The 25038-nt window shown below is 71.2% G+C and carries 20 protein-coding genes; 13 read left to right on the top strand and 7 right to left on the bottom strand.

Going from position 1 to position 25038, the window contains the following annotated elements; all coding sequences use genetic code 11:
- Nucleotides 1-104 precede the first annotated feature (104 nt).
- Nucleotides 105-1262 carry a 4-hydroxyphenylpyruvate dioxygenase gene (gene hppD, locus ABD901_RS01005; RefSeq protein WP_345120159.1) on the bottom strand — a complete coding sequence of 386 codons (1158 nt, stop codon included), beginning with the start codon at nucleotides 1260-1262 and terminating at the stop codon, nucleotides 105-107.
- Between the two features lie 93 nt (nucleotides 1263-1355).
- On the opposite strand from hppD, the gene ABD901_RS01000 reads away from it, so the two are divergent.
- Both ABD901_RS01000 and ABD901_RS00995 read left to right on the top strand, forming a co-directional pair.
- A complete protein-coding gene (locus ABD901_RS01000; protein WP_345120157.1) occupies nucleotides 1356-1850 on the top strand; it encodes an Lrp/AsnC family transcriptional regulator in 495 nt (164 codons plus the stop codon).
- A gap of 66 nt (nucleotides 1851-1916) precedes the next feature.
- A complete protein-coding gene (locus ABD901_RS00995; protein WP_345120155.1) occupies nucleotides 1917-3236 on the top strand; it encodes a PQQ-binding-like beta-propeller repeat protein in 1320 nt (439 codons plus the stop codon).
- A gap of 69 nt (nucleotides 3237-3305) precedes the next feature.
- On the opposite strand, the gene ABD901_RS00990 is transcribed toward ABD901_RS00995, so the two are convergent.
- The 3 genes from ABD901_RS00990 to ABD901_RS00980 are packed head-to-tail and all read right to left on the bottom strand — an operon-like array spanning nucleotide 3306 to nucleotide 5469.
- The gene (locus ABD901_RS00990) at nucleotides 3306-4016 is read right to left on the bottom strand and encodes a metallophosphoesterase (protein WP_345120153.1); all 711 of its coding nucleotides are present in this window, start codon (nucleotides 4014-4016) and stop codon (nucleotides 3306-3308) included.
- Nucleotides 4017-4049: 33 nt separating this feature from the next.
- Nucleotides 4050-4904 (bottom strand): phosphotransferase family protein, encoded by an 855-nt coding sequence (locus ABD901_RS00985; protein WP_345120151.1) that lies wholly within the window; start codon nucleotides 4902-4904, stop codon nucleotides 4050-4052.
- A gap of 7 nt (nucleotides 4905-4911) precedes the next feature.
- On the bottom strand, nucleotides 4912-5469 hold the full coding sequence (locus tag ABD901_RS00980; protein ID WP_345120149.1) for a helix-turn-helix domain-containing protein: 558 nt from the start codon (nucleotides 5467-5469) through the stop codon (nucleotides 4912-4914).
- A gap of 114 nt (nucleotides 5470-5583) precedes the next feature.
- On the opposite strand from ABD901_RS00980, the gene ABD901_RS00975 reads away from it, so the two are divergent.
- The 3 genes from ABD901_RS00975 to ABD901_RS00965 are packed head-to-tail and all read left to right on the top strand — an operon-like array spanning nucleotide 5584 to nucleotide 8187.
- Nucleotides 5584-6237 carry an AzlC family ABC transporter permease gene (locus ABD901_RS00975; RefSeq protein WP_345120147.1) on the top strand — a complete coding sequence of 218 codons (654 nt, stop codon included), beginning with the start codon at nucleotides 5584-5586 and terminating at the stop codon, nucleotides 6235-6237.
- Nucleotides 6234-6542 (top strand): AzlD domain-containing protein, encoded by a 309-nt coding sequence (locus ABD901_RS00970; RefSeq protein WP_345120145.1) that lies wholly within the window; start codon nucleotides 6234-6236, stop codon nucleotides 6540-6542. Before ABD901_RS00975 ends, ABD901_RS00970 begins: the two co-directional genes overlap by 4 nt.
- A gap of 13 nt (nucleotides 6543-6555) precedes the next feature.
- The gene (locus ABD901_RS00965) at nucleotides 6556-8187 is read left to right on the top strand and encodes a fumarate hydratase (protein ID WP_345120143.1); all 1632 of its coding nucleotides are present in this window, start codon (nucleotides 6556-6558) and stop codon (nucleotides 8185-8187) included.
- A 44-nt stretch (nucleotides 8188-8231) separates the two neighbouring features.
- Here ABD901_RS00965 and ABD901_RS00960 read toward each other — a convergent pair whose 3' ends face one another.
- Entirely contained in the window at nucleotides 8232-8597 is a 366-nt protein-coding gene (locus tag ABD901_RS00960; RefSeq protein WP_345120141.1) for a hypothetical protein, read from the bottom strand.
- Nucleotides 8598-8722: 125 nt separating this feature from the next.
- On the opposite strand from ABD901_RS00960, the gene ABD901_RS00955 reads away from it, so the two are divergent.
- From ABD901_RS00955 to ABD901_RS00940, 4 genes are all read left to right on the top strand, one after another.
- Nucleotides 8723-8932 (top strand): hypothetical protein, encoded by a 210-nt coding sequence (locus ABD901_RS00955; RefSeq protein ID WP_345120140.1) that lies wholly within the window; start codon nucleotides 8723-8725, stop codon nucleotides 8930-8932.
- A 513-nt stretch (nucleotides 8933-9445) separates the two neighbouring features.
- Nucleotides 9446-12340: an AfsR/SARP family transcriptional regulator gene (locus ABD901_RS00950; protein ID WP_345120138.1), complete on the top strand. Its 2895-nt coding sequence runs from the start codon at nucleotides 9446-9448 to the stop codon at nucleotides 12338-12340.
- 23 nt (nucleotides 12341-12363) lie between these two features.
- Nucleotides 12364-13746 (top strand): class II fumarate hydratase, encoded by a 1383-nt coding sequence (locus tag ABD901_RS00945; RefSeq protein ID WP_345120136.1) that lies wholly within the window; start codon nucleotides 12364-12366, stop codon nucleotides 13744-13746.
- Between the two features lie 100 nt (nucleotides 13747-13846).
- Complete coding sequence (locus tag ABD901_RS00940) at nucleotides 13847-15199, top strand: sigma-70 family RNA polymerase sigma factor (protein ID WP_345120132.1); 1353 nt, start codon at nucleotides 13847-13849, stop codon at nucleotides 15197-15199.
- Nucleotides 15200-15207: 8 nt separating this feature from the next.
- Here ABD901_RS00940 and ABD901_RS00935 read toward each other — a convergent pair whose 3' ends face one another.
- Nucleotides 15208-15987 (bottom strand): NAD(P)H-dependent oxidoreductase, encoded by a 780-nt coding sequence (locus ABD901_RS00935; RefSeq protein ID WP_345120130.1) that lies wholly within the window; start codon nucleotides 15985-15987, stop codon nucleotides 15208-15210.
- 138 nt (nucleotides 15988-16125) lie between these two features.
- On the opposite strand from ABD901_RS00935, the gene ABD901_RS00930 reads away from it, so the two are divergent.
- Nucleotides 16126-16974 (top strand): helix-turn-helix transcriptional regulator, encoded by an 849-nt coding sequence (locus ABD901_RS00930; RefSeq protein ID WP_345120128.1) that lies wholly within the window; start codon nucleotides 16126-16128, stop codon nucleotides 16972-16974.
- Between the two features lie 73 nt (nucleotides 16975-17047).
- On the opposite strand, the gene ABD901_RS00925 is transcribed toward ABD901_RS00930, so the two are convergent.
- Nucleotides 17048-17362 carry a helix-turn-helix domain-containing protein gene (locus ABD901_RS00925; RefSeq protein ID WP_345120126.1) on the bottom strand — a complete coding sequence of 105 codons (315 nt, stop codon included), beginning with the start codon at nucleotides 17360-17362 and terminating at the stop codon, nucleotides 17048-17050.
- A gap of 205 nt (nucleotides 17363-17567) precedes the next feature.
- Between ABD901_RS00925 and ABD901_RS00920 the strand changes: the two genes are divergently transcribed.
- Genes ABD901_RS00920 through ABD901_RS00910 form a run of 3 tightly spaced genes read left to right on the top strand, consistent with a single transcriptional unit; the run spans nucleotide 17568 to nucleotide 25026 of the window.
- Complete coding sequence (locus tag ABD901_RS00920) at nucleotides 17568-18134, top strand: hypothetical protein (RefSeq protein ID WP_345120124.1); 567 nt, start codon at nucleotides 17568-17570, stop codon at nucleotides 18132-18134.
- Nucleotides 18131-20200, top strand: a complete 2070-nt coding sequence (locus tag ABD901_RS00915; RefSeq protein WP_345120121.1) for an SPFH domain-containing protein — start codon at nucleotides 18131-18133, stop codon at nucleotides 20198-20200. Before ABD901_RS00920 ends, ABD901_RS00915 begins: the two co-directional genes overlap by 4 nt.
- Nucleotides 20197-25026, top strand: a complete 4830-nt coding sequence (locus tag ABD901_RS00910; protein WP_345120118.1) for a DNA repair ATPase — start codon at nucleotides 20197-20199, stop codon at nucleotides 25024-25026. Before ABD901_RS00915 ends, ABD901_RS00910 begins: the two co-directional genes overlap by 4 nt.
- The last annotated feature ends 12 nt before the right edge of the window (nucleotides 25027-25038 follow it).

The following is a 25038-nucleotide window of genomic DNA, read 5'->3' as shown; positions in this document are numbered from 1 at the left end:
GGGGCACGTTCTGTGGATAACCTTGGGGATAACCGGGGGGCGGCCCGTAGTTCGGGACACCACCGGGTTGTTGTGGCTGACCCGGATTCGTCACCCGGACAGTGTTACAGGTTTCCGCGAAGTTCCTGCTCCCGCTCGATCGCCTCGAAGAGCGCCTTGAAGTTGCCCTTACCGAAGCCGAGCGAGCCATGCCGCTCGATGAGCTCGAAGAAGACCGTCGGGCGGTCCTGCACCGGCTTGGTGAAGATCTGCAGCAGGTAGCCGTCCTCGTCGCGGTCGACGAGGATGCCCCGGGCCTTGAGCTCGTCGATCGGGGCGCGCACCTGGCCGATGCGGGCGCGCAGCTCGGGATCCTCGTAATAGGAGTCCGGCGTGGTCAGGAACTCGACACCGGCGGCGCGCATCTCGTCGACGGTGCGCAGGATGTCGTTGGTGGCCAGCGCGATGTGCTGCGCGCCCGGGCCGCCGTAGAACTCCAGGTATTCGTCGATCTGCGACTTCTTGCGCGATACGGCGGGCTCGTTCAGCGGGAACTTGACCTTGCGCGTGCCGCTGGCCACGACCTTGCTCATGAGCGCCGAGTACTCGGTGGCGATGTCGTCGCCGACGAACTCCGCCATGTTCGTGAAGCCCATCACGCGGCGGTAGAACTCGACCCACTCGTCCATCCGGCCGAGCTCGACGTTGCCCACGACGTGGTCGACGGCCTGGAAGTAGCGGCGGGCCGGCGGGGCCACGATCGGCCGGCGGCCCACGAAGCCGGGCAGGAACGGGCCGGTGTACCGGGAGCGGTCGATCAGCGTGTGGCGGGTCTCGCCGTAGGTCGCGATCGCGGCCCGGCGCACGACGCCGTGCTCGTCCTCCTCGTCGTGCGGCTCCTCGACGCTCGTCGCGCCCTGCCGCACGGCGTAGGCGTACGCGGTGTCGACGTCGGGCACCTCGAGGGCGATGTCGGCGATGCCGTCGCCGTGGCGCTCGTAGTGCTGCGTCGCCGCGGCCTGCCGGTGCACCCCGCCGGCGAGCACGAACACCGCGGAGCCGGCCTTGAGCACGTACTCGGCGTGGTCGCGGTAGCCCTGCTCGGGCCCGCGATAGGCGACCAGCGTCATGCCGAAGGCGGTGGCGTAGTAGTGCGCCGCCTGCTTGGCGTTGCCGACGTAGAACCGGACGTGATCGAGGCCGGTGAGCGGGAAGGGGTCGTGTGAGACGTCGTGCTCAACGGCCCCGATGAGCTCGCTGAGGTCTTCGATGGCGCGGGTCATGACTCCAGCCTTCCCGCTTTTTCCGAGGCTGGGCAAGGAACGGTCAACGGCATGGTCAAGTTGCACGTTCGGGCCCGGCCTTAGGGTGTACCGGTGAGCAAATTGACCAGTGAAATCGACGCACTCGATGCACGGCTGCTCGCGTTGCTGGACGCCGAGCCGCGGATCGGGGTGCTCGAGTGCTCGCGGCGGTTGCGGGTGGCCCGCGGCACCGTCCAGGCCCGCCTCGACCGGCTCGCGGCCCGCGGCGTGATCCGTAGCCTCGGCCCGGACATCGACCCGGCCGCGCTCGGCTACGGGGTGACCGCGTTCGTGACGCTGGAGATCCGCCAGCGCTTCGGCCACGACCCGGTCGCCGCGCACCTGTCCGAGATCCCCGAGGTGCTCGAGGTGCACACCATCACCGGCTCGGGCGACCTGCTGTGCCGGATCGTGGCGCGCTCCAACGCCGACCTGCAGCGGGTCATCGACCGGGTCATGAGCCACGAGGGGATCGTGCGGTCCTCGACGATCATCGCGCTGGCCGAGCAGATCCGGTACCGCGTGCTGCCCCTAGTCCGCGCGGCCGTCGTTACGTCGATCGAGTGAATCCGCGCGACACGGGCAAAAGCGGCCATCCGTCGTCGTATCATCCGGCAGCGATACGCTGCGCCCGTGGCTAGGGGAGCGGTCCGCAACTTCGAGACGGCGCTCGGCGCGATCGGCGTGCTCGCGCTGATCATCACCGGCATCCTCGTCACCGGCTGGAACCCGCTACCCAACGTCACGAACTGGTGGGAGAAGGTCGCCGACAGCACGAGCAAGCTGTCCACCCCCGACACGACGTGGACCGAGCGGGTCGGCGGCCAGCCGTCGGCGGCGATCGTCGCCGGGGACACCACGGTCATCGTCATGCGCGGCACCATCGAGGCGCGCTCGCTGAGCACCGGCACCGTGCTGTGGCAGAAGGAGGCCGACTGGGCCGGCGTGGCCGGCGACGGCGTCAACGCCGTGGCGATCTACGGCCGCCGAGGTCAGGGGCTCACCGCGCTCGACCCCGGCAGCGGCAGCGAGCGTTGGAAGGACAAGGACGTCGTGGGCGCGTGGACGTACCGCGGAACGGTCCTGACCATCGCGTGCGGCGGCCTGTCGGACTGCACGCTCGCCGCGCGCTCCCCGCGCGACGGCGCCCAGGTGTGGAAGCTGACCCTGCCCGGCATCGGCCGCGTGCTCAACGGCGCCAACAGCGACCTGCTCGGCACCCAGGTCATGGCGGAGGCCTACCGCGACGCGATCAGCGCGATGCCGAACAAGATCCCGACGATGCTCGGGTTCCCGGTCGAGCAGAAGGTGCGGGTCGTGGACACCGAGCACGGCAAGCTGCTGCGCGAGGAGCAGCCGTCGAACACCGCGCGGGTCGTGGTCGCCGGCGGGCATGTGCTGGTGTCCACCGCCACGCCGAAGGACGGCAGCTGCCGGTACAGCCTGGAGGCGCGCGACCCGAGCACCGGCAAGTCGCTGTGGAAGAAGGACGGGTACGACCTGCGCACCGCCTCCGGCGCGGGCTGCGAGCAGCGGCGCGACCCGTCCGGCTCCGACACCGTCCTGGTGGCGACCCGCGGCGACAACCGCGAGGTATTCCTGTCCCCGCGCGACGGCCACGAGATGTGGGCCGGCGCCGAGGGCGACGAGATCGTGGCGGCCGACAGTGACTACGGTCTGGTGCGCACCGAGGGCGGCAAGACCCTCGCGGTCGTCGGCTTCGAGCGCGGCGGCCGCCTGTGGCAGCAGACGGTCCCGCCGAAGGCCGACGTGGCCGTCTCCCGCTACGCCGTGCTCGTGCGCGACTCACACGAGGGGAAGCTGTACGCGTACGAACCGTCGAGCGGCCGCGTGCTCTTGGACGCGAAAACCACCGCCGATGTCATCGGCATCGGCGAGCACGGCCTGATGGTCGGCCGCGGCCGTACGATCGGCTACCTGCCGTTCACATAGCGTGTCGGGCGGCATGATCGGTTAGGCGGGGTCGGGTAGCGTGGTGGATATCGGAACGCCGCCGCGGCGCTAGACGACGCGGTAGTGAGTGATCAGCCGCCCGCCCGTGTAGTGGTGGTAGAGGAACGCCGGCGGCCCGTTGCGGTCGAGGTCCCCGCCCGCGCGCTCCCACGGCATGAGGAGCGTCGAGGCCACGGCGGGCGCGATGAACACGGGCACCTCGGCGAACGTCGTCGCGGTCCCGAGGTGGAAGTGCCCGCAGAGGATCGCCACGACGTTCGGGTGCTTTCGCAGCACCGCCGCGAGCCGTTCCTCGCCGAACTGCCGCAGGCTGTCTGCGTACGGCTGGGTGATCTCGACCGGGGGGTGATGGAAGCACACGAACGCCGGGGTGTCGCCGGCGAGCACCTCGTCCAGCCACTCGAGCGTGGCATCCTCGACCAGGCCGTCGTCGCGCCCGGGGATCGTCGAGTCGACCAGCGCGAGCAGCACGTCGCCGACTCTTACCGCGCGGTTGAGCGGGCCGAGGCCGGCGGCCAGGAACGGCTCACGGCGGTCGTGGTTGCCGGGGAGATGCAGCAGGGGGACGTTGAGGCGCTCGAAGACCTTCAGCGCGGCGTACTCGTCGGGCTCGGCGTGGTCGGCCAGGTCCCCGGTGAGCAGGACGGCGTCGACCGGGCGGTGCTGACCGGCCAGGTGGTCGACGACCCGTGCGACGCGGTCGGCGCTGCGCTGGGTGCCGTCGAGGTGGGTGTCGCTGACGTGCGCGATGAGCGTCATGCTTGGGACGCTAGCCGCGGGCGATCATGCGGCTCAACGTCCAATCCGGCGTGCGCGGTAGGCCTGTAGCCCGTCGTCGAGCCTCGCGATGTCGCCGCTTCGCAGGGCCGGCAACGCCTGCTGCAGGGCGAAGGTTGCCCGGATCTGCCGGGCCTGGCTGAGGATCTCGCCGGCGTAGGCCGCGCTGCGGGCAGCCTGGGCGGCGATCTCCCAGCCGTACGTTGCGGCGACGGAGGCCACGTCGTTGGCGGGACTGCCGACGAAGAGCCCGTCCCAGTCGACGACGCCCGCCAGTCGCAGTGGCGGACCCGCATCCCACAACAGGTTGCCCCCGCCCAGATCGCCGTGGACCAGCACCGGCGTCACAGGTGCCGGGAGTGCCAGGACCCCATCGAGTTCCTTCCGCGCCCGGCGGCGTCCCGGCGCGGACATCAGGGGGAACAGTTCCCGCTCGACGCCGGCGGCGAAGTCGGCCCACCGGTGCGGTTCGGGCGCCCCGACCAGGTTGCCCACACACTCGGTGGCCTCGGCCAGGGCGGCAAGGGCCTGGCCGAGGCCGGCGCCAACACCGTCGTGGGTACTGCCCGCGGGCAGGGGCTCGCCGGGAACTCGGGTGGTGGCCAGAAAGCACCTGCCGACCGGCTCATCGGCGTCCGGCGGCGCCAACGGTGCCGGCACCGCGAACCCGAGGTCGCGCGCGGCCAAGATCGCCAGCACGGCCGCGCGGCCGGGCAGTAGCGCGCGGGCCGCCTCATGCCGTGGGAAGCGGTAGGCGGTCGTCGCGGTCAGCACCACGTCGTGGAACTGTCCCCGGCGCAGTTCGACGGCAGCGTCACCGGGCAGTTCGTGTCGCTCGTTGATGACGGCCACGTAGCCGGCGAGGTCCATCGGACGGTCAGCGGTGTTCCATGATCAAGGCGAACGACGTACGCACGGCTAGGGCCTCATAGCCGTGGGCCACGTCGCCGGCGAACGAGGCGTAGTCGTGGACGTCCAGGTCGACGGGGGTGTCCTCGGGGCCGACGCGCAGGCGGCCGCTGATCATCACCACGTGCTCGATCGTGCCGGGGAGATGGGCGTCGGCCTTGCGGGCGCCCACGGGCTCAGCGCGCATGAGGTAGATGTCGCGGCGGACCCCGGGCGGGCACGTGGCCAGCAACGTGCCCACGAAGTCGGCCTGCTCGGACTTGATCGTCGGGCCGTCGCCGGCCCGGATCACCCGCGGGGCCGTGGGCGGGGGCTCCACCAAGCGGCTGAACGGGACATTCAGGGCGACCGCCAGGGCCCACAACGTCTCGATGTTCGGGTTGCCCGCGCCCGACTCGAGCTGGCTCAGCGTGGACTTCGCGATCCCGGCGCGCTTGGCGACCTCGCTCAGCGACAGCTTCTCGCGCTCGCGCTCGCGGCGCAGCGCGGCGGCGATGAGGTCGATCGGCGGCTTGCTCGGGTCCATGCGGCCATCCGTTCGGTGTGTCGAACGAGTCATTCGGCTTGACGAACAACGAGGACCAGTCCAGCATACCGAACTATGCGTTCGATTCTTCGAACAGATCCTGTCGTCCGGGACGTGACGGCGCTGTGCCTCGCCGGCGTGGTCGTCGGGCTGTCGTTCGGTGCCATCGCCTCCGCCGCCGGGGTGCCGTTGGGGAAGATCGTCGTCATGAACGCGTTCGTGTACGCCGGGGGAGCCCAGTTCCTCGCCGTCGGGCTGGCCGGTGCCGGAGCCTCCGCCGTCGCGATCATCGTCGCCGGGCTGCTGCTCAACGCTCGGCACCTGCCGTTCGGGCTGGCGATCGGCAACGAGGTGCTCGGCGACGGGCGGCCGGCGCGCCTGGTCGGCAGCCACCTGATGACCGACGAGTCGGTCGCGTTCGCGCTCGCGCAGCAGGAGCCCGGGCGGCGCCGCCGGGCGTACTGGCTGACCGGCGTCTGCCTGTTCCTGACCTGGAACGTCTCGGCGGGGGTCGGGGCGATCGCGGGCTCGGCCCTGGGCGACCCGAACACGTTCGGCATCGACGCCGCGTTTCCGGCCGCGCTGCTCGCGCTGACGCTGCCGTCGCTGAAGGACCGGCCCTCGATGCGCGTCGCCGTCGCCGGTGCGGCGCTCGCCCTGGTCACGACGCCGTTCCTGCCCGCCGGGCTGCCCGTCCTCGTCGCGCTGCTCGCGCTCGCGTTCGCGCTGCCCGTAAAGAGAAGGTCACCGGCCAGGAGAAGGTCATGAGCTGGATCGCCATCATCGCGCTGGCCGTCGGCACCTACGCGTTCCGTTTCGCCGGGCCCGTCCTGCGCGACCGGATCTCGGTGTCGGAGGAGGTCCGGCGGTACCTCACGTTGGCCGCCGTCGCCCTGCTCGCGGCGCTCATCGGCACCGCGGCCCTGCTCGACGGCACGCATTTCGTCGGCATCGCCCGCCCGGCCGGCGTCGCGGTGGGCGCGGTCCTCGCCTGGCGCAAGGCGCCGTTCGTGGTCGTTGTGGTGGCCGCCGCGGTCACGGCCGCCCTGCTGAGGGTCGCCGGAGTCGAGTAATACAGTCGAGGCCATGCCCGAATTCGCGTTCTCGCCGCTGCTGCCGCTCGGTCCCGATACCACCGAATACCGCCTGGTCACCAGCGACGGGATCGGGCGCGACGGGCGGTTCCTGACGATCGAGCCGGAGGCGCTGACCCTCCTGACCGACGAGGCCATGCACGACATCGCGCACTTCCTGCGGCCCGCGCACCTGACCCAGCTGCGCTCGATCATCGACGACCCGCAGGCCTCGCCGAACGACCGGTTCGTGGCCCTCGACCTGCTGCGCAACGCCAACATCGCGGCCGGCGGCGTGCTGCCGATGTGCCAGGACACCGGCACCGCGATCGTCATGGGCAAGCGGGGCCGGTTCGTCCTGACCGACGGCAACGACGAGGCCGCCATCGCGCGGGGCGTCTACGACGCGTACACGCGGCTCAACCTGCGCTACTCGCAGCTGGCCCCGCTGACCATGTGGGACGAGAAGAACACCGGATCCAACCTGCCGGCGCAGATCGAGTTGTACGCCGAGGGCGACGACGCCTACAAGTTCCTCTTCATGGCCAAGGGCGGCGGCTCGGCCAACAAGAGCTACCTGTACCAGGAGACGAAGGCCCTGCTGAACCCCACCCGGATGATGCAGTTCCTCGAGGAGAAGCTGCGTCTCATCGGTACGGCGGCCTGCCCGCCCTACCACCTCGCGATCGTCATCGGCGGCACCTCGGCGGAGCACGCGCTCAAGACGGCGAAGCTCGCCTCGGCGAAGTACCTCGACACCCTGCCCACCGCCGGCTCCCCGGTCGGCCACGGCTTCCGCGACCTCGAGCTCGAGGCCGAGGTGCTCCAGCTGACCCGCGAGTTCGGCATCGGCGCCCAGTTCGGCGGCCGGTACTTCTGCCACGACGTCCGCGTCGTGCGCCTCCCGCGCCACGGCGCCTCCTGCCCGGTCGCGATCGCCGTGTCCTGCTCCGCCGACCGCCAGGCCGTCGCGAAGATCAACGACCAGGGCGTCTGGCTGGAGCAGCTCGAGCGCGACCCGGCCCGCTTCCTGCCCGACGTCACCGACGAGCACCTCGACGAGGACGTGGTCGCCGTCGACCTGAACCGCCCGATGTCCGAGATCCGCGCACAGCTGTCGGCGCTGCCGGTCAAGACCCGCCTGTCGCTGACCGGCCCGCTGGTCGTGGCCCGCGACATCGCCCACGCGAAGATCGCCGAGCGCCTCGACGCGGGCGAGCCGATGCCGTCGTACCTGCGCGACCACGCCGTCTACTACGCAGGCCCGGCGAAGACCCCGGAGGGCTACGCCTCGGGCTCCTTCGGCCCGACCACGGCCGGCCGCATGGACGCGTACGTCGAGAAGTTCCAGGCCGCGGGTGGCTCCCTCGTCATGCTGGCCAAGGGCAACCGCTCGAAGCAGGTCACCGAGGCCTGCCGCGCACACGGCGGCTTCTACCTCGGCTCGATCGGCGGCCCGGCGGCGCGCCTGGCGCAGGACTGCATCAAACACGTCGAGGTCATCGAGTACCCGGAGCTGGGCATGGAGGCCGTCTGGAAGATCGACGTCGTCGACTTCCCGGCGTTCATCGTGGTGGACGACAAGGGCAACGATTTCTTCGCCGAGGTCACGAAGCCCGTCCTGACGGTCGGCCGCCGCTCATAAACGAAAGGCCGGCCACGAAAGTGGCCGGCCTTTGCATCGACGCATTAGTTCGCGCGGTATTCGGTGCCTTCGGCGTAGGAGTTCTCGAAGCGCTCCTTGAGGGCGTCGAGCTCGGAGAACTCGGCCTGGTGCGAGCTCTCGCTGCCTTCGGCGGCGAAGACGTGGTCGTCGACCGACGCGTCGTGGGAGTAGTTGGTGTAGTCGTCCGACTCGTAGTGCACGGCCGGGCCCTGGTCGAATTCGACGTGGTGGCCCTGGGAGAAGTCGGTGGACTCGGCGGCGGAGTGGTCGGCCTCGTACACACCGAACTGGCTGTTGTAGTCGGCCTCCGAACCCTCGGCCTGGTGCAGCTGGTCCAGCTCGCCGCTTTCCTGGCCGGCCTCGTACTGCCCGTAGTCGACGTCGCTCATTTGCTTTATCTCCTCAATCAATAACGTTTCGCTGTTGCCCAGAACGTTACGGACGCGGAGATCGACTTTGCTCCCGAGAACGTGCCATGAGTGGTTTGCGGTGTGTCACCGGTAGCATGCACTACGTGGTCGGGCGGGGTTGGCGTGCTTGGCTGCAGGACTACGCCTCCCGGCGCGACGGCGTCGCCGGTGTGCTCGTCTCGTGGGCGTTCATGGCCGCGGCGGTGGTGGCGGCCGGCCTGGCCCTCGCGCTGCATGTGGCCGCGCTCGCCTGGGTGGCCGCCCTCCTGGTCATTCCCCTGTGCTGGCGGAAGTGGTTCCGCGGGCACTGGTGAAAGCGGGCATCGAGCACCGGTTCCGGAGAAACCGTGAAAACCGCGGGAGCCGGAGATATCGGAAAAACCGGCGGAATCAGACGCAGGCGCCGCCGCGAATGCGGTGAGCGCGGCGAGGCGGTGAGGGAATTTCATAGGCGCGCGTTCGCGGTGACGCGGTTACGATGCGTATCCACGCAGTGAACGGGAAGAGAGATTTCGGGGCCGCACACGTCGTTGGGCGCAGCCCCGCATCAAATGTTTCGCACTTACGACCGAAATATCCCCGTTCGTCCAGAGCAATGGCGCAGCCTTACCTGAGTAAGGCTTGCGCAGGTCTTGAGTAACCCATCGCAAACTCTGGACGCATTCCGGCACGCGCATGCGGTCCCGTGAAAAGAGTCGCCGCCCCTGCTCTTTCGTCGCTCTCATCTGACTACCATCAGGTATTCGGGCGGGCACCTTCGAGGGGAGGCGGCGGCCGCACAGAGGGTGGTTATGCGCGATTCGACCCGATTTTCGATCTTGGGGCCGGTGCAGATTCGCACACCGGTTACCGAAATCACGGTCGCGGCGCCCCGCGAGCGGGTCCTGCTTGCCCTCCTGCTGCTGCGCGAAGGACAGCTGGTGCCGGTCCAGCAGGTGATCGCCGCCCTGTGGGACACCAACCCGCCGCCCACCGCTCGGGCGCAGGTGCACAGCTGCGTCTCCCGGCTGCGGCAGGTGCTGCGCAAGGCTGGGCTGCCCGAGGACCTGGTGGTGACGGAGCCCGCGGGGTACCGCATCAAGGTCGGCCCCGAAGACCTCGACGCCGCCCTCTTCGCCGCCCGGGTCGAGCGGGGGCGCGCCGCCGCGGCGGACGGCGACCTCGCCGGTGGCCGCGACGACCTGCGCGCCGCGCTCGCGCTGTGGCGCGGCCGGCCGCTCACCGACGTCGACTCCGACATGGTCCGCGCCGCCGCCGCGCACCTGGAGGAGCAGTGGACCGCGGCGATGGCGCTGTGCCTCGACCTCGAGCTGCAGCTGGACCTCGCCGAGGAGATCCTGGCCGAGGTCGCCGACCTCGTCGAGCGCTTCCCGCACCACGAGCAGTTCCGCGGCCACCTCATGACCGCGCTGGCCCGCACCGGCCGGCGCGCCGACGCCCTCGCCGTGTTCCGCCGCGGCCGCGCGCTACTGGCCGAGGAGCTCGGCATCGAGCCCGGCGCCGACCTCGTCGAGCTGCACCGGCGCATCCTCAACGGCGACGCCGAGCTGCTGCTGCCGCAGGCGCCCCGCACGCTTGGCCGCCGGGCCGCCCGCTGCCTGCCCCGCGACGTCGCCGACTTCGCCGGCCGGGCCGAGCTGGTGCGCCGGCTCGTCGACGCGTTGCGCGACGAGCGGCCGGAGATCATCGCGATCGACGGGATGCCCGGCACCGGCAAGACGACCCTGGCCGTGCGGGTCGCGCACGCCGCCTCCGAGCGGTACCCCGACGGCCAGCTCTACCTCGACCTGCGCGGGCACAGCGAGCGCGCGCCGCTGGACCCCGGGGAGGCCCTCGGCGCGCTGCTGCGCCAGCTGGGCGTGCCGGCCGAGCGCGTGCCGCCCGGGCTGGACGACCGCGCCGTGCTGTGGCGCACCGAGCTCGCCGACCGGCAGGTGCTCGTGCTGCTCGACAACGCCTTCGACACCGCGCAGGTGCTGCCGATGCTGCCCGGCACCGCGCACACCGGCGTCGTCATCACCAGCCGCCGGCGCCTCGGCGGCCTCGACGGCGCGCAGACCGTCTCCCTGGACGTGCTGCCCATCGACGACGCCGTGGAACTGCTGCGGCGCACCGTCGGCGAGCGCGCCTACGCCGACCCGGCGTGCACCGTCGAGGTCGCCGAGCTGTGCGGGCGGCTGCCGCTGGCGGTCCGCCTCGCCGGCGCCCGGCTCCAGCACCGCCCGAGCTGGACGGTCGCGGACCTCGCGGCGCGGCTGCGCATCGCCAACCGGCGCCTGCCGGAGCTCGCCGTCGACGGCCGCACGGTGGCGGCGGCGTTCACGTTGTCGTTCCAGCATTTAGCGGTACCGCTGCAGAGGCTTTTTGCGCTTCTCGGACTGCACCCGTCGGGCGACTTCGAACCCGCGGCGGCCGCGGCGCTGGCCGGACTGCCGGTGCCGGAGACCGAGGCGCTGCTGGAGGACCTCGTCGACGTGCACCTGGTCGAGGCTCCGGCGGCCGGCCGGTACCGCCTGCACGACCTGCTACGCGACTACGCCGCCCAGCTCGCGCACGGCGACACCGACGCCGTCGGGCGACTGCTCGATCACTATCTGTACAGCGTGGTCGCCGCGACGAAGTTCATGGAGCTCTCCGACGCCCGCTCGCTGCTGCGGTTGGACAGCCCGCCGCCGACCGCGCTGGAGTTCGACGCGCCGACCGACGCGCGCCGCTGGCTCGAGCGCGAACTGCCCAACGTCCTCAGCGTCGCGCGCCTCGCCGCCGAGGCCGGCCGGCACCGGCACACGTGCATGCTGACCCGCGCGGTGTCGCCGTTCCTGTTCGGGTTCGGCTTCAGCGAGCGCCAGCTGGACCTCTACGAGCGCGCCATCGAGGCCGCCGTCGCCCTGCCCGACGCCGAGCTCGAGGCCGAGTCGCGCAACTACCTCGCCGCCGTGTACTTCCGGATGGGCCGCCTCACCGACGCCCTCGCGACGCTGCAGGCCGTCATCCGCATCGCCGAGCGCGAGAACCTGCCGCGCCTGGTGGGCACGGCCCTGACCAACCTGGCGATGCTGCACAGCCGGCTGGGACAGTATTCGGAGGCCATCGCGTCGGCCGAGGCCGCCGCAGAAGTGCGATTGGATTCGGTACCCCCAAGCCTGCAGTTCAAGCTGGAGAGCACGATCGGTCTCGTGCACACGCAGGCCGGCAACTACGCGCAGGCGCTCGCCGCCAACCGCCGCGGCCTCGAGGTCGCCCGCCGCATCGGCAGCCTGCGCACCGTCGCCATCATGATGGGTGAGCTCGGCCTGGTGCACCTGCACATGGGCCACCTCACCGTCGCCACCGCCCTGCTGCGCCGCGCGCTCGCCCTCAAGCGTGACTCGGTCAACCAGTACGGCGCCGCGGAGACGCTGAGCAAGCTCGGCACCGCCTACCGCCTGCACGGCCGCATCGCCGACGCGATCACCTGCCAGCGCGCCGCCCGCGACCAGATGGAGCGGGTCGCCGACGTCTCCGGCCAGTGCCTGACCGCCAACGACCTGGCCCTGACGCTGCGCGCCGCCGGCCGCGAGGACGAGGCCGCCTGGCTCAGCAAGGAGGCCTACGCCAAGGCTTCCCGCATCGGCGACCGCTACGAGCAGGCGCGCGCCCTGGCGGGCCTCGGCCGCATGGACGAGGCGGTGGCGCTGTTCACATCGCTGGGGGCCCGTGACCTGAGTGCCCTCACGCGCTGACGCCACGGGGCAGTATTGCCTGTATGGAGTACCGCGTTGAGCACGACACCATGGGCGAGGTGCGCGTCCCCGCCGACGCGCTGTGGCGGGCACAGACCCAGCGGGCGGTGGAGAACTTCCCGATCTCCGGCCTGCGCCTACCGGCCCCGCTGATCATCGCCCTGGGCCGGATCAAGGCGGCCGCCGCAGCGGCGAACGCCGACCTCGGCGTCCTCGACCCGGACGTGGCCACCGCGATCACGTCCGCCGCCGAGCGCCTGGCCGGCGGCGAGTTCGCCGACCAGTTCCCCATCGACGTCTTCCAGACCGGCTCCGGCACGTCGACGAACATGAACGTCAACGAGGTCGTCGCCTCGCTGGCCGCGCAGTCGCTGGGCCGCCCGGTCCACCCCAACGACCACGTGAACGCCTCGCAGTCCTCCAACGACGTCTTCCCGTCGGCGATCCACGTCGCGGCCGCGAGCGAGCTGGCGTTTGCCCTGACGCCGGCGCTGACCGAGCTCGGCGACGCCCTGGCGCTCAAGGCCGACGAGTTCGCGGAGGTCGTCAAGGCCGGCCGCACGCACCTCATGGACGCCACCCCGGTCACCCTGGGGCAGGAATTTTCCGGGTACGCCGCACAGGTCCGCTACGGCGTCGAGCGCATCGCCGCCGTCCTGCCGCGCGTGGCCGAGCTTCCCCTGGGCGGCACGGCGGTGGGCACCGGCCTCAACACCCCGCCCGGTTTCGCCGCCGCCGCGATCGCCCGCCTGGCCGAGGCGACGGGCCTGCCGCTGACCGAGGCCCGCAACCACTTCGAGGCCCAGGGCGCCCGCGACGCTCTCGTCGAGGCGTCGGGCACAGTCCGCACGATCGCCGCCGGGCTGTACAAGATCGCCAACGACATCCGCTGGATGGGCTCCGGCCCTCGCGCGGGCCTGCGCGAGCTGGCGATCCCCGACCTCCAGCCCGGCTCGTCGATCATGCCCGGCAAGGTCAACCCGGTCATCCCCGAAGCGGTGCGCCAGGTCGTCGCGCAGGTCATCGGCAACGACGCGACGGTCGCCTTCGCCGGCACGCAGGGCGACTTCGAGCTCAACGTGATGCTCCCGGTGATCGCGCACAACCTGCTTGAGTCGATCCGCCTGCTCGCGAACGTGTCGCGCCTCTTCGCGCAGCGCTGCATTGCGGGCCTTGCGGCGAACGAGGAGATCCTGGCGTCGTACGCCGCCGGATCCCCGTCGATCGTCACGCCGCTGAACCGGTACCTCGGCTACGAGGAGGCCGCCGCGATCGCCAAGCGGGCCCTGGCCACGGGCCGCACCATCCGCGAGGTGGTCCTCGAGCGCGGCCACGTCGAACGGGGCACCCTGACCGAGGCCCAGCTGGACGAGGCCCTTGATCTGCACCGCATGGCGCGTCCATAGGTTGCTTGACAGCATCCCCGCGGTGGGCCGAGATTGGCACCCGGGCCGGTGATGGTATTTGGGAACGACGAAGACCAGCCGAGCAACGCTCGGTGAACTCGTGGCGGCGCACCTGCCGCTGGTGTACACGATCGTGCGCCGCGCGCTCGCCGGGCACCAGGGCGCCGTCGACGACGTGGTCCAGGAGTCCATGCTGCGGGCGCTGCGCCAGCTGCCGTCGCTGCGCGACCCGGACAGCCTCCGGGTCTGGCTGGCCCGGATCGCCGTCCGGCAGGCCAGCACATACCTGCGACGCGAGAGTGCCGCCACCCGCCGCCGGGCGCCGCTGGACGACCTGCCGGACCCCGGCGACTTCGAGGACCTCACCGCGCTGCGCATCGAGCTGTCCGGCCAGCGCCGGCAGGTCGGCCGGGCGGTCGGCTGGCTGGACCCGGACGAGCGCGTGCTGTGGTCCCTGTGGTGGCTGGAGATCGGCGAGGAGCTGACCCGCGCCGAGCTCGCCGCCGCGCTGCAGGTCAGCGTCGCGCACGCCGGCGTGCGGGTCCAGCGGATGCGCAACCGCCTCGAGCAGGCCCGCGTGCTCGTGGCCGCCCTGGACGCGCGCCCGCGCTGCCCCTGGCTGGACACCGTGGTCGCCGACTGGGACGGCATCCCGAGCCCGTTGTGGCGCAAGCGGATCGGCCGGCACACCCGCTCCTGCGTGGCCTGCGCCCGGGCCGCCGAGGGCATGGTCGACACCGAGCGCCTGCTGACCGGCTTCGGGCTGCTGCCCGTTCCCGCTGTGCTCGCCGGCGTTTGCGGCTTCGGCGGCGCCGCCTCGAGTGTGCCCAAGACGGTCGCGGGTGGCGCCGCGAAGGCCGGATGGCTGTCCGGTGTGCCGGTCGCGAAGCTCGCCGCGGGCGCGCTCGTCGCCGGGGTCGCGGTCACCGCCGTCGTGGCCTGGCCGCACGACGAGCAGCCGCCGCCACCGCTCGCGGCCTCTCCCGCTGCGGCTCCTTCCTCTCCTGCTGCGGCCCCTCCCTCGGCCGCGCCGTCTTCGTCACTGCATCTCGGCCCGGTGTCGTTGGAGCTCGCCGCCGATCCCGGCCACTACCTCGGCACCGACGGGCAGTTCGGCGTGCTCCTCACCGCCGACAGCGCACTCGCGCGGCGCCGGGCAACGTTCGAGGCGGTGCCGGGCCTGGCCAACGCTGGCTGCTACTCGTTCCGGGCACCCGACGGCCAGTACCTGCGCCATTCGTCCTGGCGCCTGCGCCTGAGCCACCGCGAGAGCAGCGATCTGTTCCGCGGCGACGCTACGTTCTGCCCCACCGGAGACCTTTTGCTGGAGTCGTCGAACTATCGCGGGTACTTCATCCACCGCGAGGGCGAGCAGCTGTGGGTACGCCAGTCGGACGGCACCGCGAAGTTCCGCACCGACAGCACGTTCCGCCTCCGCCCCCCACTGTCGTAGCCGGGGTATCAGCCGCGCACGTGGAGGCCGAAACCCGTGCGGCCCGCGACCTCCAGTCCCTCCTTCAGGCGCAGCGAGGGGATCTCGTAGTCACCGAAGTTCTGCCGCCGGAACGCGATCGGCTCGGTCGACTCCAGGGTGAGCAGGCGCTCCTGCCAGGCCTTGGCGACGTCCGGGTAGTCCTCGGCGGTGATCCGGTCGGTGCCGTACAGCACGAACGGCGGCAGCGCCTCGATGCCCGGGTAGTAGAGGATGCCGTGGTGGATCGGGAAGAGCAGGTCGTCGATCGGGCCGTTGATCCCGCGAGCGCCGTAGTGCGACTCCGGGCCGCCGACGGTCACCGACAGCAGAGCCTTCCTGCCGGCGAGGGTGCCTTCGCCGAACCGCTCGCCGTACCTGGTGTCGCTGTGCTCGCCGACGCCGTACGCGAAGTGATAGGTGAACACCCGGTCCACCCAGCCCTTGAGGATGGCGGGCATCGTGTACCACCACAGCGGGAACTGCAAGATGATCGTGTCGGCCCAGAGCAGCTTCTCCTGCTCGGCGCGGACGTCCGGGGTGAGCGTCCCGGCGTCGAAGGCCCGCCCCGAGTCCCGCGGAACCCGCAGCGGACTCGAGGCGTCGGGGCCGTAGTCCGCGGCGTCCACGGCCGCCTTCCAGCGCATCGCGTACAGATCGCTCACCCGCACCTCATGCCCCGCAGTCTCCAATGTGGACACCGCGAGGTCCCGCAGCGAGCCGTTGAGCGACTTCGGCTCCGGGTGGGCGTAGACGATCAGCGTCTTCATGGGAACTCCTTAGGATCGGGTGCCTTCGATCCTGGGCGCCGCGGCGCCCGGCGTTCAGGGGCGCCGCTTCCATCGGACGGGACTTCCTGGTAACGGCAGGACCACCTTCACGGCCGCCACCGCGGCCATACTGGAGGCATGGACGATCTTGCGGGCTTCCTGCGGACCAGGCGGTCCCGGGTCGACCCGTCGGCCGTCGGCATCCCCACCGACCGGCGCCGCCGGGTCGAGGGCCTGCGCCGCGAAGAGGTCGCGCACCTGTCCGGAGTCAGCGTCGACTACTACGTACGCCTGGAGCAGGGCCGCGCGACCCAGCCCTCCGAGCAGGTCCTCGACGCGCTCGCCGGCGTCCTCGGCCTCGACGAGACCGAACGCGGGCACCTGTACCGGCTCGCCCGTCAGCGCCGCCGCCGTGCGAAGGCGCCGGCCGGGCGGGTCCGGCCGGAGCTGCTGCGCGTCCTCGACCTGGTCGCCGACGCGCCCGCGATGATCCTGGACCACCGCATGGACGTGCTCGCCGGGAACCGCCTCGCCGGGCTCCTCTACGGCCGGCCGATGCCGGGCCTGAACACCGCCCGGCACATCTTCCTCGAGGAGGCCGACCGCGGCCTGTACGCGGACTGGGAGAAATGCACCCTCGAGGTGGTCGGGCACCTGCGCCTGGCCGCCGGCAAGTACCCCGACGACCCCCGCCTGGCCTCGCTGATCGGCGAGCTGGCGATGGGCAGCGAGCGCTTCCGCCGCCTCTGGGCCCGCGCGGACGTGCACGCCCGCACCCACGGACGCAAGGCGTACCGGCACCCGCTGGTCGGACTGCTGGAACTGCACCAGGAGAATTTCGCGCTGCCGGACGAATCGGGCCTGGAGCTGATCGTGCTGTCCGCGGCCCCCGGCAGCCCCGCCGACGACGGGCTGCGCCTGCTGGCGGGCCTGGGCGCGGACAGCGGCGACCCGCATCCCACCGTGAACGCCCAGGTCCGCGAGTAAGGGCGGCCACCGCACGGCGGCCGGCCTTCTCCATGTCGGAACGGCTTGGGGCGCGTGGCCGGCCGCGCGAAGATCAGGCGATCTGGCGGAGGTCGTTGCCGTAGTCGAAGATGATCCGCATCCGCGCACCGAGCGCCTGCGCGTATCGGCTCAAGGTGGCAACCTCGTTGACGTCCAGGTCGCCGTTTTCGATCTGGCTCACCCGGCCGGGCGTCACACCCATGAGGTCGGCGACTTGGCGCTGGGTCAACCCCAGCCGCTTCCGCTCCTCGGCGAGGTGGAAGGCGCTGACCCACGCTTCGGTGCGCGCACGTTCCTCGGCGAGCGCCTCGGTGTCGCCGTCGTCCAGCTCGGCGCGAATGTCTTGCCAGTCGTGGAACTCGGTCATGAGTCCTCCCTCCGCTTCCACTCGAACGCCAACGACACCGTATCTATAGCTCGAGCTAAACGGGTGTGTCGATGCTTCGTCGCGGCACCAACCGTCGGCTGCTGGCTCAACGGCGCTATCACCCAAGATGGCTGCCGGGGGCAGTGGGTCTTGACGGCGGCTGTCACCATCGCCCCAGGCGAGCGATGGGGGATGAAGCGGGCCGATGGGTGATTTTCTCGATGCGGTGCTCGAGTTCCCTACCGTCCTGTTCACGTTCCTGCTCGTCGTGGTCATTGCGTACTGGCTGGTCGTGCTGTTCGGTGGCGCGGACGCCGACGGGCTCGATGTTGTCGATGTCGGGCTGAGTGGCGTGCCGGTCGCGGTCGGGCTTTCGGTGGTCGTGCTGGTCGGGTGGTTCGTCAGCTTGGCCGGGGCGACCCTCGTCGACGGTGCGCTGCTGGGCGTGGTCGTGCTGGTGGTTGCGCTCGTCGTCGCCTGGCTGGCCGCGCGGCTGCTCGTGGTACCGCTGCGGAGGCTTTTCCCGGCGACGAGCGGGGATTCCCGCACCGCCTTCGTCGGGCGCACCTGCGTGATCCGCACCGGGACCGTCACCGAGGCGTTCGGGCAGGCCGAGGTTACCGCCGCCGACGGGTCCAGCGCGATCGTGCAGGTCCGGCAGACCGGAGCCGACACCTTCACCGCGGGCAGCACGGCGGTGATCTACGAGTACGACCGAGACGGCGAGTTCTTCTGGATCGTTCCCACCCCCGGATTGAGGGAGCTTTCATGACCGTTCTTACCACTGGCTTTCTCGTGTTGCTCGGCGTGGCCGTGCTCATCGTGGTCGGTGCGCTGTTGGCCGTTACGCGGCTGTTTCGCAAGATCGAACAGGGTAAGGCGCTGATCGTTTCCAAGGTTCGTAAGGTCGACGTCACGTTCACCGGGGCCGTTGTCCTGCCGGTCCTGCACAAGGCCGAGGTCATGGACATCTCGGTGAAGACGATCGAGATCGAGCGGTCCGGGCGGGAAGGGCTGATCTGTCGCGACAATATTCGTGCCGACATCCGGATCACGTTCTTCGTGCGGGTCAACAAGACCGTCGAGGATGTCATCAAGGTCGCACAGGCGATCGGTACCGTCCGCGCCAGCGATCAGGAGACGCTGCAGGAGCTGTTCAACGCGAAGTTCTCCGAGGCGCTCAAGACCGTCGGCAAGCAGCTGGACTTCGTCGACCTGTACACCAAGCGCAACGAGTTCCGCGATCAGATCCTCCAGGTGATCGGCACCGATCTCAACGGCTACAGCCTCGAGGACGCCGCGATCGACTTCCTCGAGCAGACGCCGCTGGGCAGCCTCGACAGTGCCAACATCCTCGACGCGCAGGGCATCAGGAAGATCACCGAGCTGACCGCGATCGAGCATGTGCGGACCAACGAGTTCCGGCGCAACGAGGAGAAGGAGATCAAGCGCCAGGACGTCGACGCGCGCGAGGCGATCCTCGAGCTGGAGCGCCGGCAGGCCGAGGCGGAGATCAAGCAGGAGCGCGAGGTCGCCACGATGCAGGCGCGCGAGGAGGCGGAGACCGCCCGCGTGCGCGCCGAGGAGCGGCTCAAGTCGCAGACCGCCGAGATCCGCACCGACGAGCAGGTCGGCGTCCAGCACGAGAACAAGCGGCGGGAGATCGCCGTCGCCGAGAAGAACCGCGAGCGGGTCATCGCGATCGAGTCGGAGCGTATCGAGAAGGACCGCATGCTCGAGGTCATCGCCCGCCAGCGGGAGACCGAGCTCAGCACGATCTCCAAGGACAAGGAGGTCGAGGCCGAGAAGCGGGCCATCGCCGAGGTCATCCGGGAGCGGATCGCGGTCGACCGGACCGTCGCCGAGCAGGAGGAGCAGATCAAGCGGCTCCGCGTCGTCGAGGAGGCCGAGCGCACCCGCCAGGCGGTCGTCATCCAGGCCGAGGCCGAAGCGCAGGAGAACCTGGTCAAGGGGATCAAGGCGGCCGAGGCCGCCGAGCAGGCCGCGAAGTTCAGGGCCCGCGAGGAGCTGACGCTCGCCGAGGCCCGGCAGCAGACCGCCGAGCTGGAGGCCCGCGCCAAGATCCGGCTGGCCGAGGGCGTGCAGGCCGAGGCGGCCGCGGCCGGCCTGGCCGACGTGCAGGTCCGCGAGCGCAACGCCGAGGCGATCGAGAAGGTGGGCCGGGCCGAGGCGGCCGTCGAGCGGGAGAAGGCCGTCGCCAACGCCGAGACGATCGAGAAGGCCGGGCTCGCCGAGGCCGCGGTCGAGCGGGAGAAGGCGACCGCCCTCGCCGACGCGTTGCGCGACAAGCTCAAGGGCGAGGCGGAGGGTCTCACCGAGAAGGCCGCCGCGCTCGCCGCGCTGGACGAGGCGTCGCGCGGCCACGAGGAGTACCGCCTGCGCCTGGAGATGGAGAAGGAGATCCGGCTCGCCGGCATCGACGTGCACCGGCAGGTCGCCGAGCAGCAGGCGCACGTGCTGGCCGCGGGCCTTGCGAAGGCGAACATCGACATCGTCGGCGGGGACACCGTCTTCTTCGACAAGCTGCTCGGGTCGATCACGCTGGGCAAGAGCGTCGACGGGTTCGTGCAGCACTCCGATGTCGTGCAGACCGTTGGTTCCTCGTACCTGGGCGGCGGCGGGGACCTGGTCGGGGATCTCGGGCGGCTGATCGGGTCGATCAGTACCGCGGACGTGTCCAACCTGACGCTGTCGGCCTTCCTGGTACAGCAGATCCAGCGCGGCGGCGCCGATCGGGACAAGCTGCGTGAGCTGCTCGAGGCGGCCAACCAGCTCGGTATTGCCGATCGGCCGGTCGCGGCCCTGGCGGCACGGTGACCGTCGAAACAGCAACGGCGAGCCTGGACGCCGGCACCTACGAGGTGCTGCGCGACAGGCTCGCCGGGCAGGCGGCCGAGCTGACCCGCCGGGCCGAGGCGCTCAACACGCGGCGGACCGAGGTGTTCGGCGGCACCGAGCTGCGCCTGCTCGGCACCGAGCGCATCCGCACGGAGCACAACTGCGTCCCGCGGGACATCGTGCCGGTCGGCGGGCTGATGCTGTTCGGGTACAACGTCTTCATCGGCCTCAAGCCCGAGACGACCGTCGACGATGTGTTCTCGCTGCACCGGTTCAGCCGCGACGGCGACGCGTTCCGGTTCGACGAACCGGCCAAGGACGACCTGCCCGGGCTCCTGCGCGACCCGCAGCTGCTGCGCGACTTCGGCGAGGTGTACAAGTACTACCGCGACACCCGCCTGCTGCAGCTGCGCCGGCTCGACGGCAAGCTCCTCGCGGTCTTCCAGACCGGTCCGCGCACCGACGACATCAAGGTGCTGCGCTGGACCGTCGACACCGCCGGTAAGGTGTCCTATGTGGACAACCGCGGCGAACGCGACCACGTGTTCCCGCCGTCGCACGACTTCGAGTGGACGCCGGTCGGCCGGGAGCGCCACGTCCTCGGCCGGCACCCGCACATCTCCATCGAGGACGTGGTGTTCGTCGAGACCGTCGGCGGCGACCTCACCGTCAAGGTCGAGAACAACACCGAGACGGGCGAGGGCGTCTACCGCGAGCCGGTCGACGAGCCGCTGCAGAGCCTCGCCGACGCCGATGTCAGCTACGCGCGCATCGGCCCGCTGGTCCTGCTGCGCATCCGGCCGTACAAGGAGACGGACTTCCGGTACCTGGTCTTCAACACCAGGACGAAGGCCGTCGTCCGGCTCGACGGGATCGGCCAGGGCTGCCAGCGGCTGCCGGAGGACCAGGGCCTGATCTTCCCGGGCGGCTACTACCTGGCCACCGGCGTCGCGCGCACCTTCGACACCGACGTGGCCGACCTCGAGTTCGAGCGCGTCATCCGCTCGACCAACGGCGAGGACGTGCTCTACGTCTTCCACGCCCGCGCCGACGGGCGGTCGCTGCTGCTGCCGTACAACGTCATCCGCAAGGCGGTCGCGAACCCGCTCGTCGGACACGGGTACTCCCTGTTCGACGACGGGACGCTGGTGGTCTTCCGGGCCGTGTCCGAGGAGCCGACCCGGGTCCACACCATGCAGGTGTGGCAGACGCCGTACCTGTCCGACACCTACGCCGCGGCACAGCCGATCGGCACCGGGCCGCTGGACCGGGTGGGCAACGCCGACCTGGTCCGCGGCATCTCCGACTGCCTGTCGGTGGCCCGCATGATCGCCGAGATGGCCCCGGCCACGGCGGTCTTCGAGGCGATCATCGCCGCGTGCGTCCGCGCGTTCGACCACTACCACTGGCTCGGCGAGCCCGACCTCGGCGACCTGCGCAGCCCGCTCGCCGAGCTGCGCAACACCGCCGAGCAGGTCCTCGCCGAGTTCGAACGGGTGCAGGCGCTCACCGAGCAGGCGGCCACCACCCTCGGGGAGGCGGCCGGGCGGATCGAGTCGCTCATCCGCCGCTCCCAGGGCGAGTCGCCCGTCGACACCGACGCCTGGGTGCGCCGCCTCGCCGACCTCCGCAACGCGCAGGGCTCCCTCGTGCCGCTGCGCGAGCTGCGCTATGTCGACACCGACCGGATCGCCGCGCTGCAGCAGCGCCTCGGCGAGGAGCTCGTCGCGGCGGCCAAGCGGGCGGTGACGTTCCTGCAGCGCGACGACGCCTTCGCCGGCTACCACGCGGACGTGCAGCGCCTCGTCGCCGATGCCGAGGCCGTGCGTACCGTGGCCGAGGCCGCGCCGGTGGGCGAACGGCTGGCCGCGCAGGCCGATGGGCTGCAGATCGTCACGGAGGTGGTCGGCTCGCTCGAGATCGCCGACGCCACCGTCCGCGTCGGCATCCTGACCCGGATCGGCGAGGTCCTCGGCGGCGTCAACCGCGCCCGCGCCACCCTCGACGCCCGCCGCCGCGAGCTGCTCGCCGTCGAGGGCCGGGCCGAGTTCGCGGCCGAGTTCGCGCTGCTCGGCCAGGCGATCACCGGCGCGCTCGCCGTCGCCGACACGCCGGAGCGGTGCGACGAGCAGCTGGGCCGGCTCATGCTGCAGCTGGAGACCCTCGAGTCCCGGTTCGGCGAGTTCGACGACTTCCTCGCCCAGCTCGGCGACCAGCGCACCGACGTCTACGAGGCGTTCTCGTCCCGCAAGCAGGCGCTGCTCGACGAGCGGGCCCGCCGCACCGACCGGCTCGTGGAGTCCGCGGGGCGGATCCTCGGCAGCATCGAGCGCCGCGTCGCCGCGATGACCTCGCCCGACCAGGTCAACACCTACTTCGCCGCCGACCCGATGGTCGCGAAGCTGCGCGCGGTCGCCGACGACCTGCGCGAACTGGGCGACCAGGTCCGCGCCGAGGAGCTCGAGGGCCGGATCAAGACCGCCCGGCTCGAGGCCGGCCGGATGCTGCGCGACCGGCTCGACCTGTTCGGCGGCTCGGCCGACGTCATCCGCCTCGGCCGGCATCAGTTCGCCGTCAACACCCAGGCGATCGACCTCACGCTCGTCCCGCACGGCGACGAGCTGGCGTTCACCGTGACGGCGACCGACTATCGCGCGCCGGTCGACGACCCGGAGATCACGGCGGCGCGCCCGTTCTGGGGACAGCTGCTCGTGTCGGAGACGCCCGAGGTGTACCGCGCGGAGCACCTCGCCTGCCTTGCGCTCTCGACCGGATCGACCGATGTGCGGCGCCTCGCCGACGAACGGTACGACGAGGGCTACGAGCGGGGGGTCCACGACCACGACGCGGCGCTGCTGCTCGAGGCGCTGACACGGTTGTACGCCGGCGCCGGCCTGCTGCGCTACCCGCCTGCCGACCGGGTGGCGGCGCAACTGTTCTGGGCGTTCGGCGCCGACGACGCGGCCAAGGCGGCCTGGACCCGGCGGGCGCAGTCGCTGGCCCGGGCCCGGACCGCGTTCGGCCCCTCGGATGCGGTGGCGCAGCTGTGCGCCGAGCTGCAGGCGGCGATCGGGTCGTCCGACCTGGCCGGCGAGTACCTGTTCGAGGAGCTCAGCGGCGCACCGTCCGGGTTCGTCACCAGCGCCGGGGCGCGGACGTTGGTCGACCGCTTCTGGCGCGCCCTTGGCGGCAACGCCGCCCGGGAGCTGGCCGAGGACCTGCGCGCGCTCGACGGGGATCTCGACGCCCGCCGTCAGCTCGTCCACGCGTGGCTGTCGTCCTTCGCCGGAGGCGATGCCGACGTGGAGGAGGCGGTGGCGATCGTGGTCTGCGGTGCCGACCTGCCGCGCTACGACTCGTCCGCCGCGCTCACCGCGACCGTCGAGGGCCTGCTCGGCACCCATCCGCGGATCGCCGGCCGCCGGATGGAGCTCCGCCTCGACGAGGTGCTCGCCCGCACCCGCCGGTTCCGGCTCGAGCGGGTCCCGGCCTTCCGCGAGTACCAGCGGCACCGCAACGAACTGGCCGCCCGCGAACGGCAGCGGCTGCGCCTGGACGAGTACAAGCCGAAGGTGATGAGCGCGTTCGTGCGCAACCGGCTGCTCGACGAGGTGTACCTGCCGCTCATCGGCGACAACCTGGCCCGCCAGCTGGGCGCGGTCGGGGATGCGAAGCGGGCCGATCAGATGGGCCTGCTGCTGCTCATCTCGCCGCCCGGATACGGCAAGACGACGTTGATGGAGTACGTCGCCAGCCGCCTGGGTCTGGTGTTCGTCAAGGTGAACGGCCCGTCGCTCGGCCACCTGGTCACGTCGGTCGACCCGGCGGAGGCGCCGAACGCGACCGCCCGCCAGGAGGTCGAGAAGATCAACTTTGCGCTCGAGATGGGCAGCAACGTCCTGCTGTACCTCGACGACATCCAGCACACGTCGCCGGAGCTGCTGCAGAAGTTCATCTCCCTGTGCGACGCCCAGCGCCGCATGGAGGGCGTCTGGAACGGCCGGACCCGCACGTACGACCTGCGCGGCAAGCGGTTCGCCGTGTGCATGGCCGGCAACCCGTACACCGAGTCGGGCCGGCGCTTCCGGATCCCGGACATGCTGGCCAACCGCGCCGACGTCTGGAACCTCGGCGACGTGCTGAGCGGCAAGGACGAGCTGTTCGCGCTCAGCTACATCGAGAACGCGCTGACCTCCAACCCGGTGCTGGCTGCGCTGTCCACCCGCGACCGCGGCGACGTCGAGCTGCTGGTCCGCCTCGCCCGCGGCGACGACACCGTGCGCCCCGACCAGCTCGCCCATCCGTACTCGGCGGTCGAGGTGGACCAGATGCTGGCCGTGCTGCGCAAGCTGCTGCGGGTGCAGGAGGTGGTGCTGGCGAACAACCGCGCCTACATCGCGTCCGCGGCGCAGGCCGACGCGTCGCGCACCGAGCCGCCGTTCCTGCTGCAGGGGTCGTACCGCAACATGAACAAGCTCGCCGAGCGGGTCGTGCCGGTCATGAACGACGCCGAGCTGGAGGCCGCCATCGACGACCACTACCTCGGCGAGGCGCAGACGCTCACCGCCGGCGCCGAGGCGAACCTGCTCAAGCTGGCCGAGCTACGCGGCCGCATGACGCCCGAGCAGGCGGCGCGCTGGGCGGAGGTCAAGTCCGCGTACCTGCGGGCACGGGCGCTCGGCGGCTCCGACGACGACCCGATGAGCCGGGCGGTCGGCGCGGTCGGCCTGCTCGCCGACCGCGTCGGCGCGGTGCAGGCCGCCATCGACCGCGCCGCCGCGGCACCTTCTGGTCGCCTGGGGTAGATCTGCTCCGTG

It is taken from the genome of Dactylosporangium darangshiense (genome assembly GCF_039537565.1).
Lineage (GTDB): Bacteria > Actinomycetota > Actinomycetes > Mycobacteriales > Micromonosporaceae > Dactylosporangium > Dactylosporangium darangshiense.
The sequence above is the reverse complement of the archived record's forward strand: the minus strand, read 5'-3'. Positions and strand labels throughout refer to the sequence as shown.

Coding starts and splice junctions, on each gene's coding strand:
- ABD901_RS00985 (WP_345120151.1), bottom strand. CDS start 4,904: ATGGACCTCGCCGGCTACGTGGCCGTCATCAACGAGCGACACGAACTG.
- ABD901_RS00965 (WP_345120143.1), top strand. CDS start 6,556: ATGCCCGAATTCGCGTTCTCGCCGCTGCTGCCGCTCGGTCCCGATACC.
- ABD901_RS00915 (WP_345120121.1), top strand. CDS start 18,131: ATGACCGTTCTTACCACTGGCTTTCTCGTGTTGCTCGGCGTGGCCGTG.
- ABD901_RS00930 (WP_345120128.1), top strand. CDS start 16,126: ATGGACGATCTTGCGGGCTTCCTGCGGACCAGGCGGTCCCGGGTCGAC.
- ABD901_RS00920 (WP_345120124.1), top strand. CDS start 17,568: ATGGGTGATTTTCTCGATGCGGTGCTCGAGTTCCCTACCGTCCTGTTC.
- ABD901_RS00990 (WP_345120153.1), bottom strand. CDS start 4,016: ATGACGCTCATCGCGCACGTCAGCGACACCCACCTCGACGGCACCCAG.
- hppD (WP_345120159.1), bottom strand. CDS start 1,262: ATGACCCGCGCCATCGAAGACCTCAGCGAGCTCATCGGGGCCGTTGAG.
- ABD901_RS00935 (WP_345120130.1), bottom strand. CDS start 15,987: ATGAAGACGCTGATCGTCTACGCCCACCCGGAGCCGAAGTCGCTCAAC.
- ABD901_RS00945 (WP_345120136.1), top strand. CDS start 12,364: ATGGAGTACCGCGTTGAGCACGACACCATGGGCGAGGTGCGCGTCCCC.
- ABD901_RS00925 (WP_345120126.1), bottom strand. CDS start 17,362: ATGACCGAGTTCCACGACTGGCAAGACATTCGCGCCGAGCTGGACGAC.
- ABD901_RS00970 (WP_345120145.1), top strand. CDS start 6,234: ATGAGCTGGATCGCCATCATCGCGCTGGCCGTCGGCACCTACGCGTTC.
- ABD901_RS00980 (WP_345120149.1), bottom strand. CDS start 5,469: ATGGACCCGAGCAAGCCGCCGATCGACCTCATCGCCGCCGCGCTGCGC.
- ABD901_RS00960 (WP_345120141.1), bottom strand. CDS start 8,597: ATGAGCGACGTCGACTACGGGCAGTACGAGGCCGGCCAGGAAAGCGGC.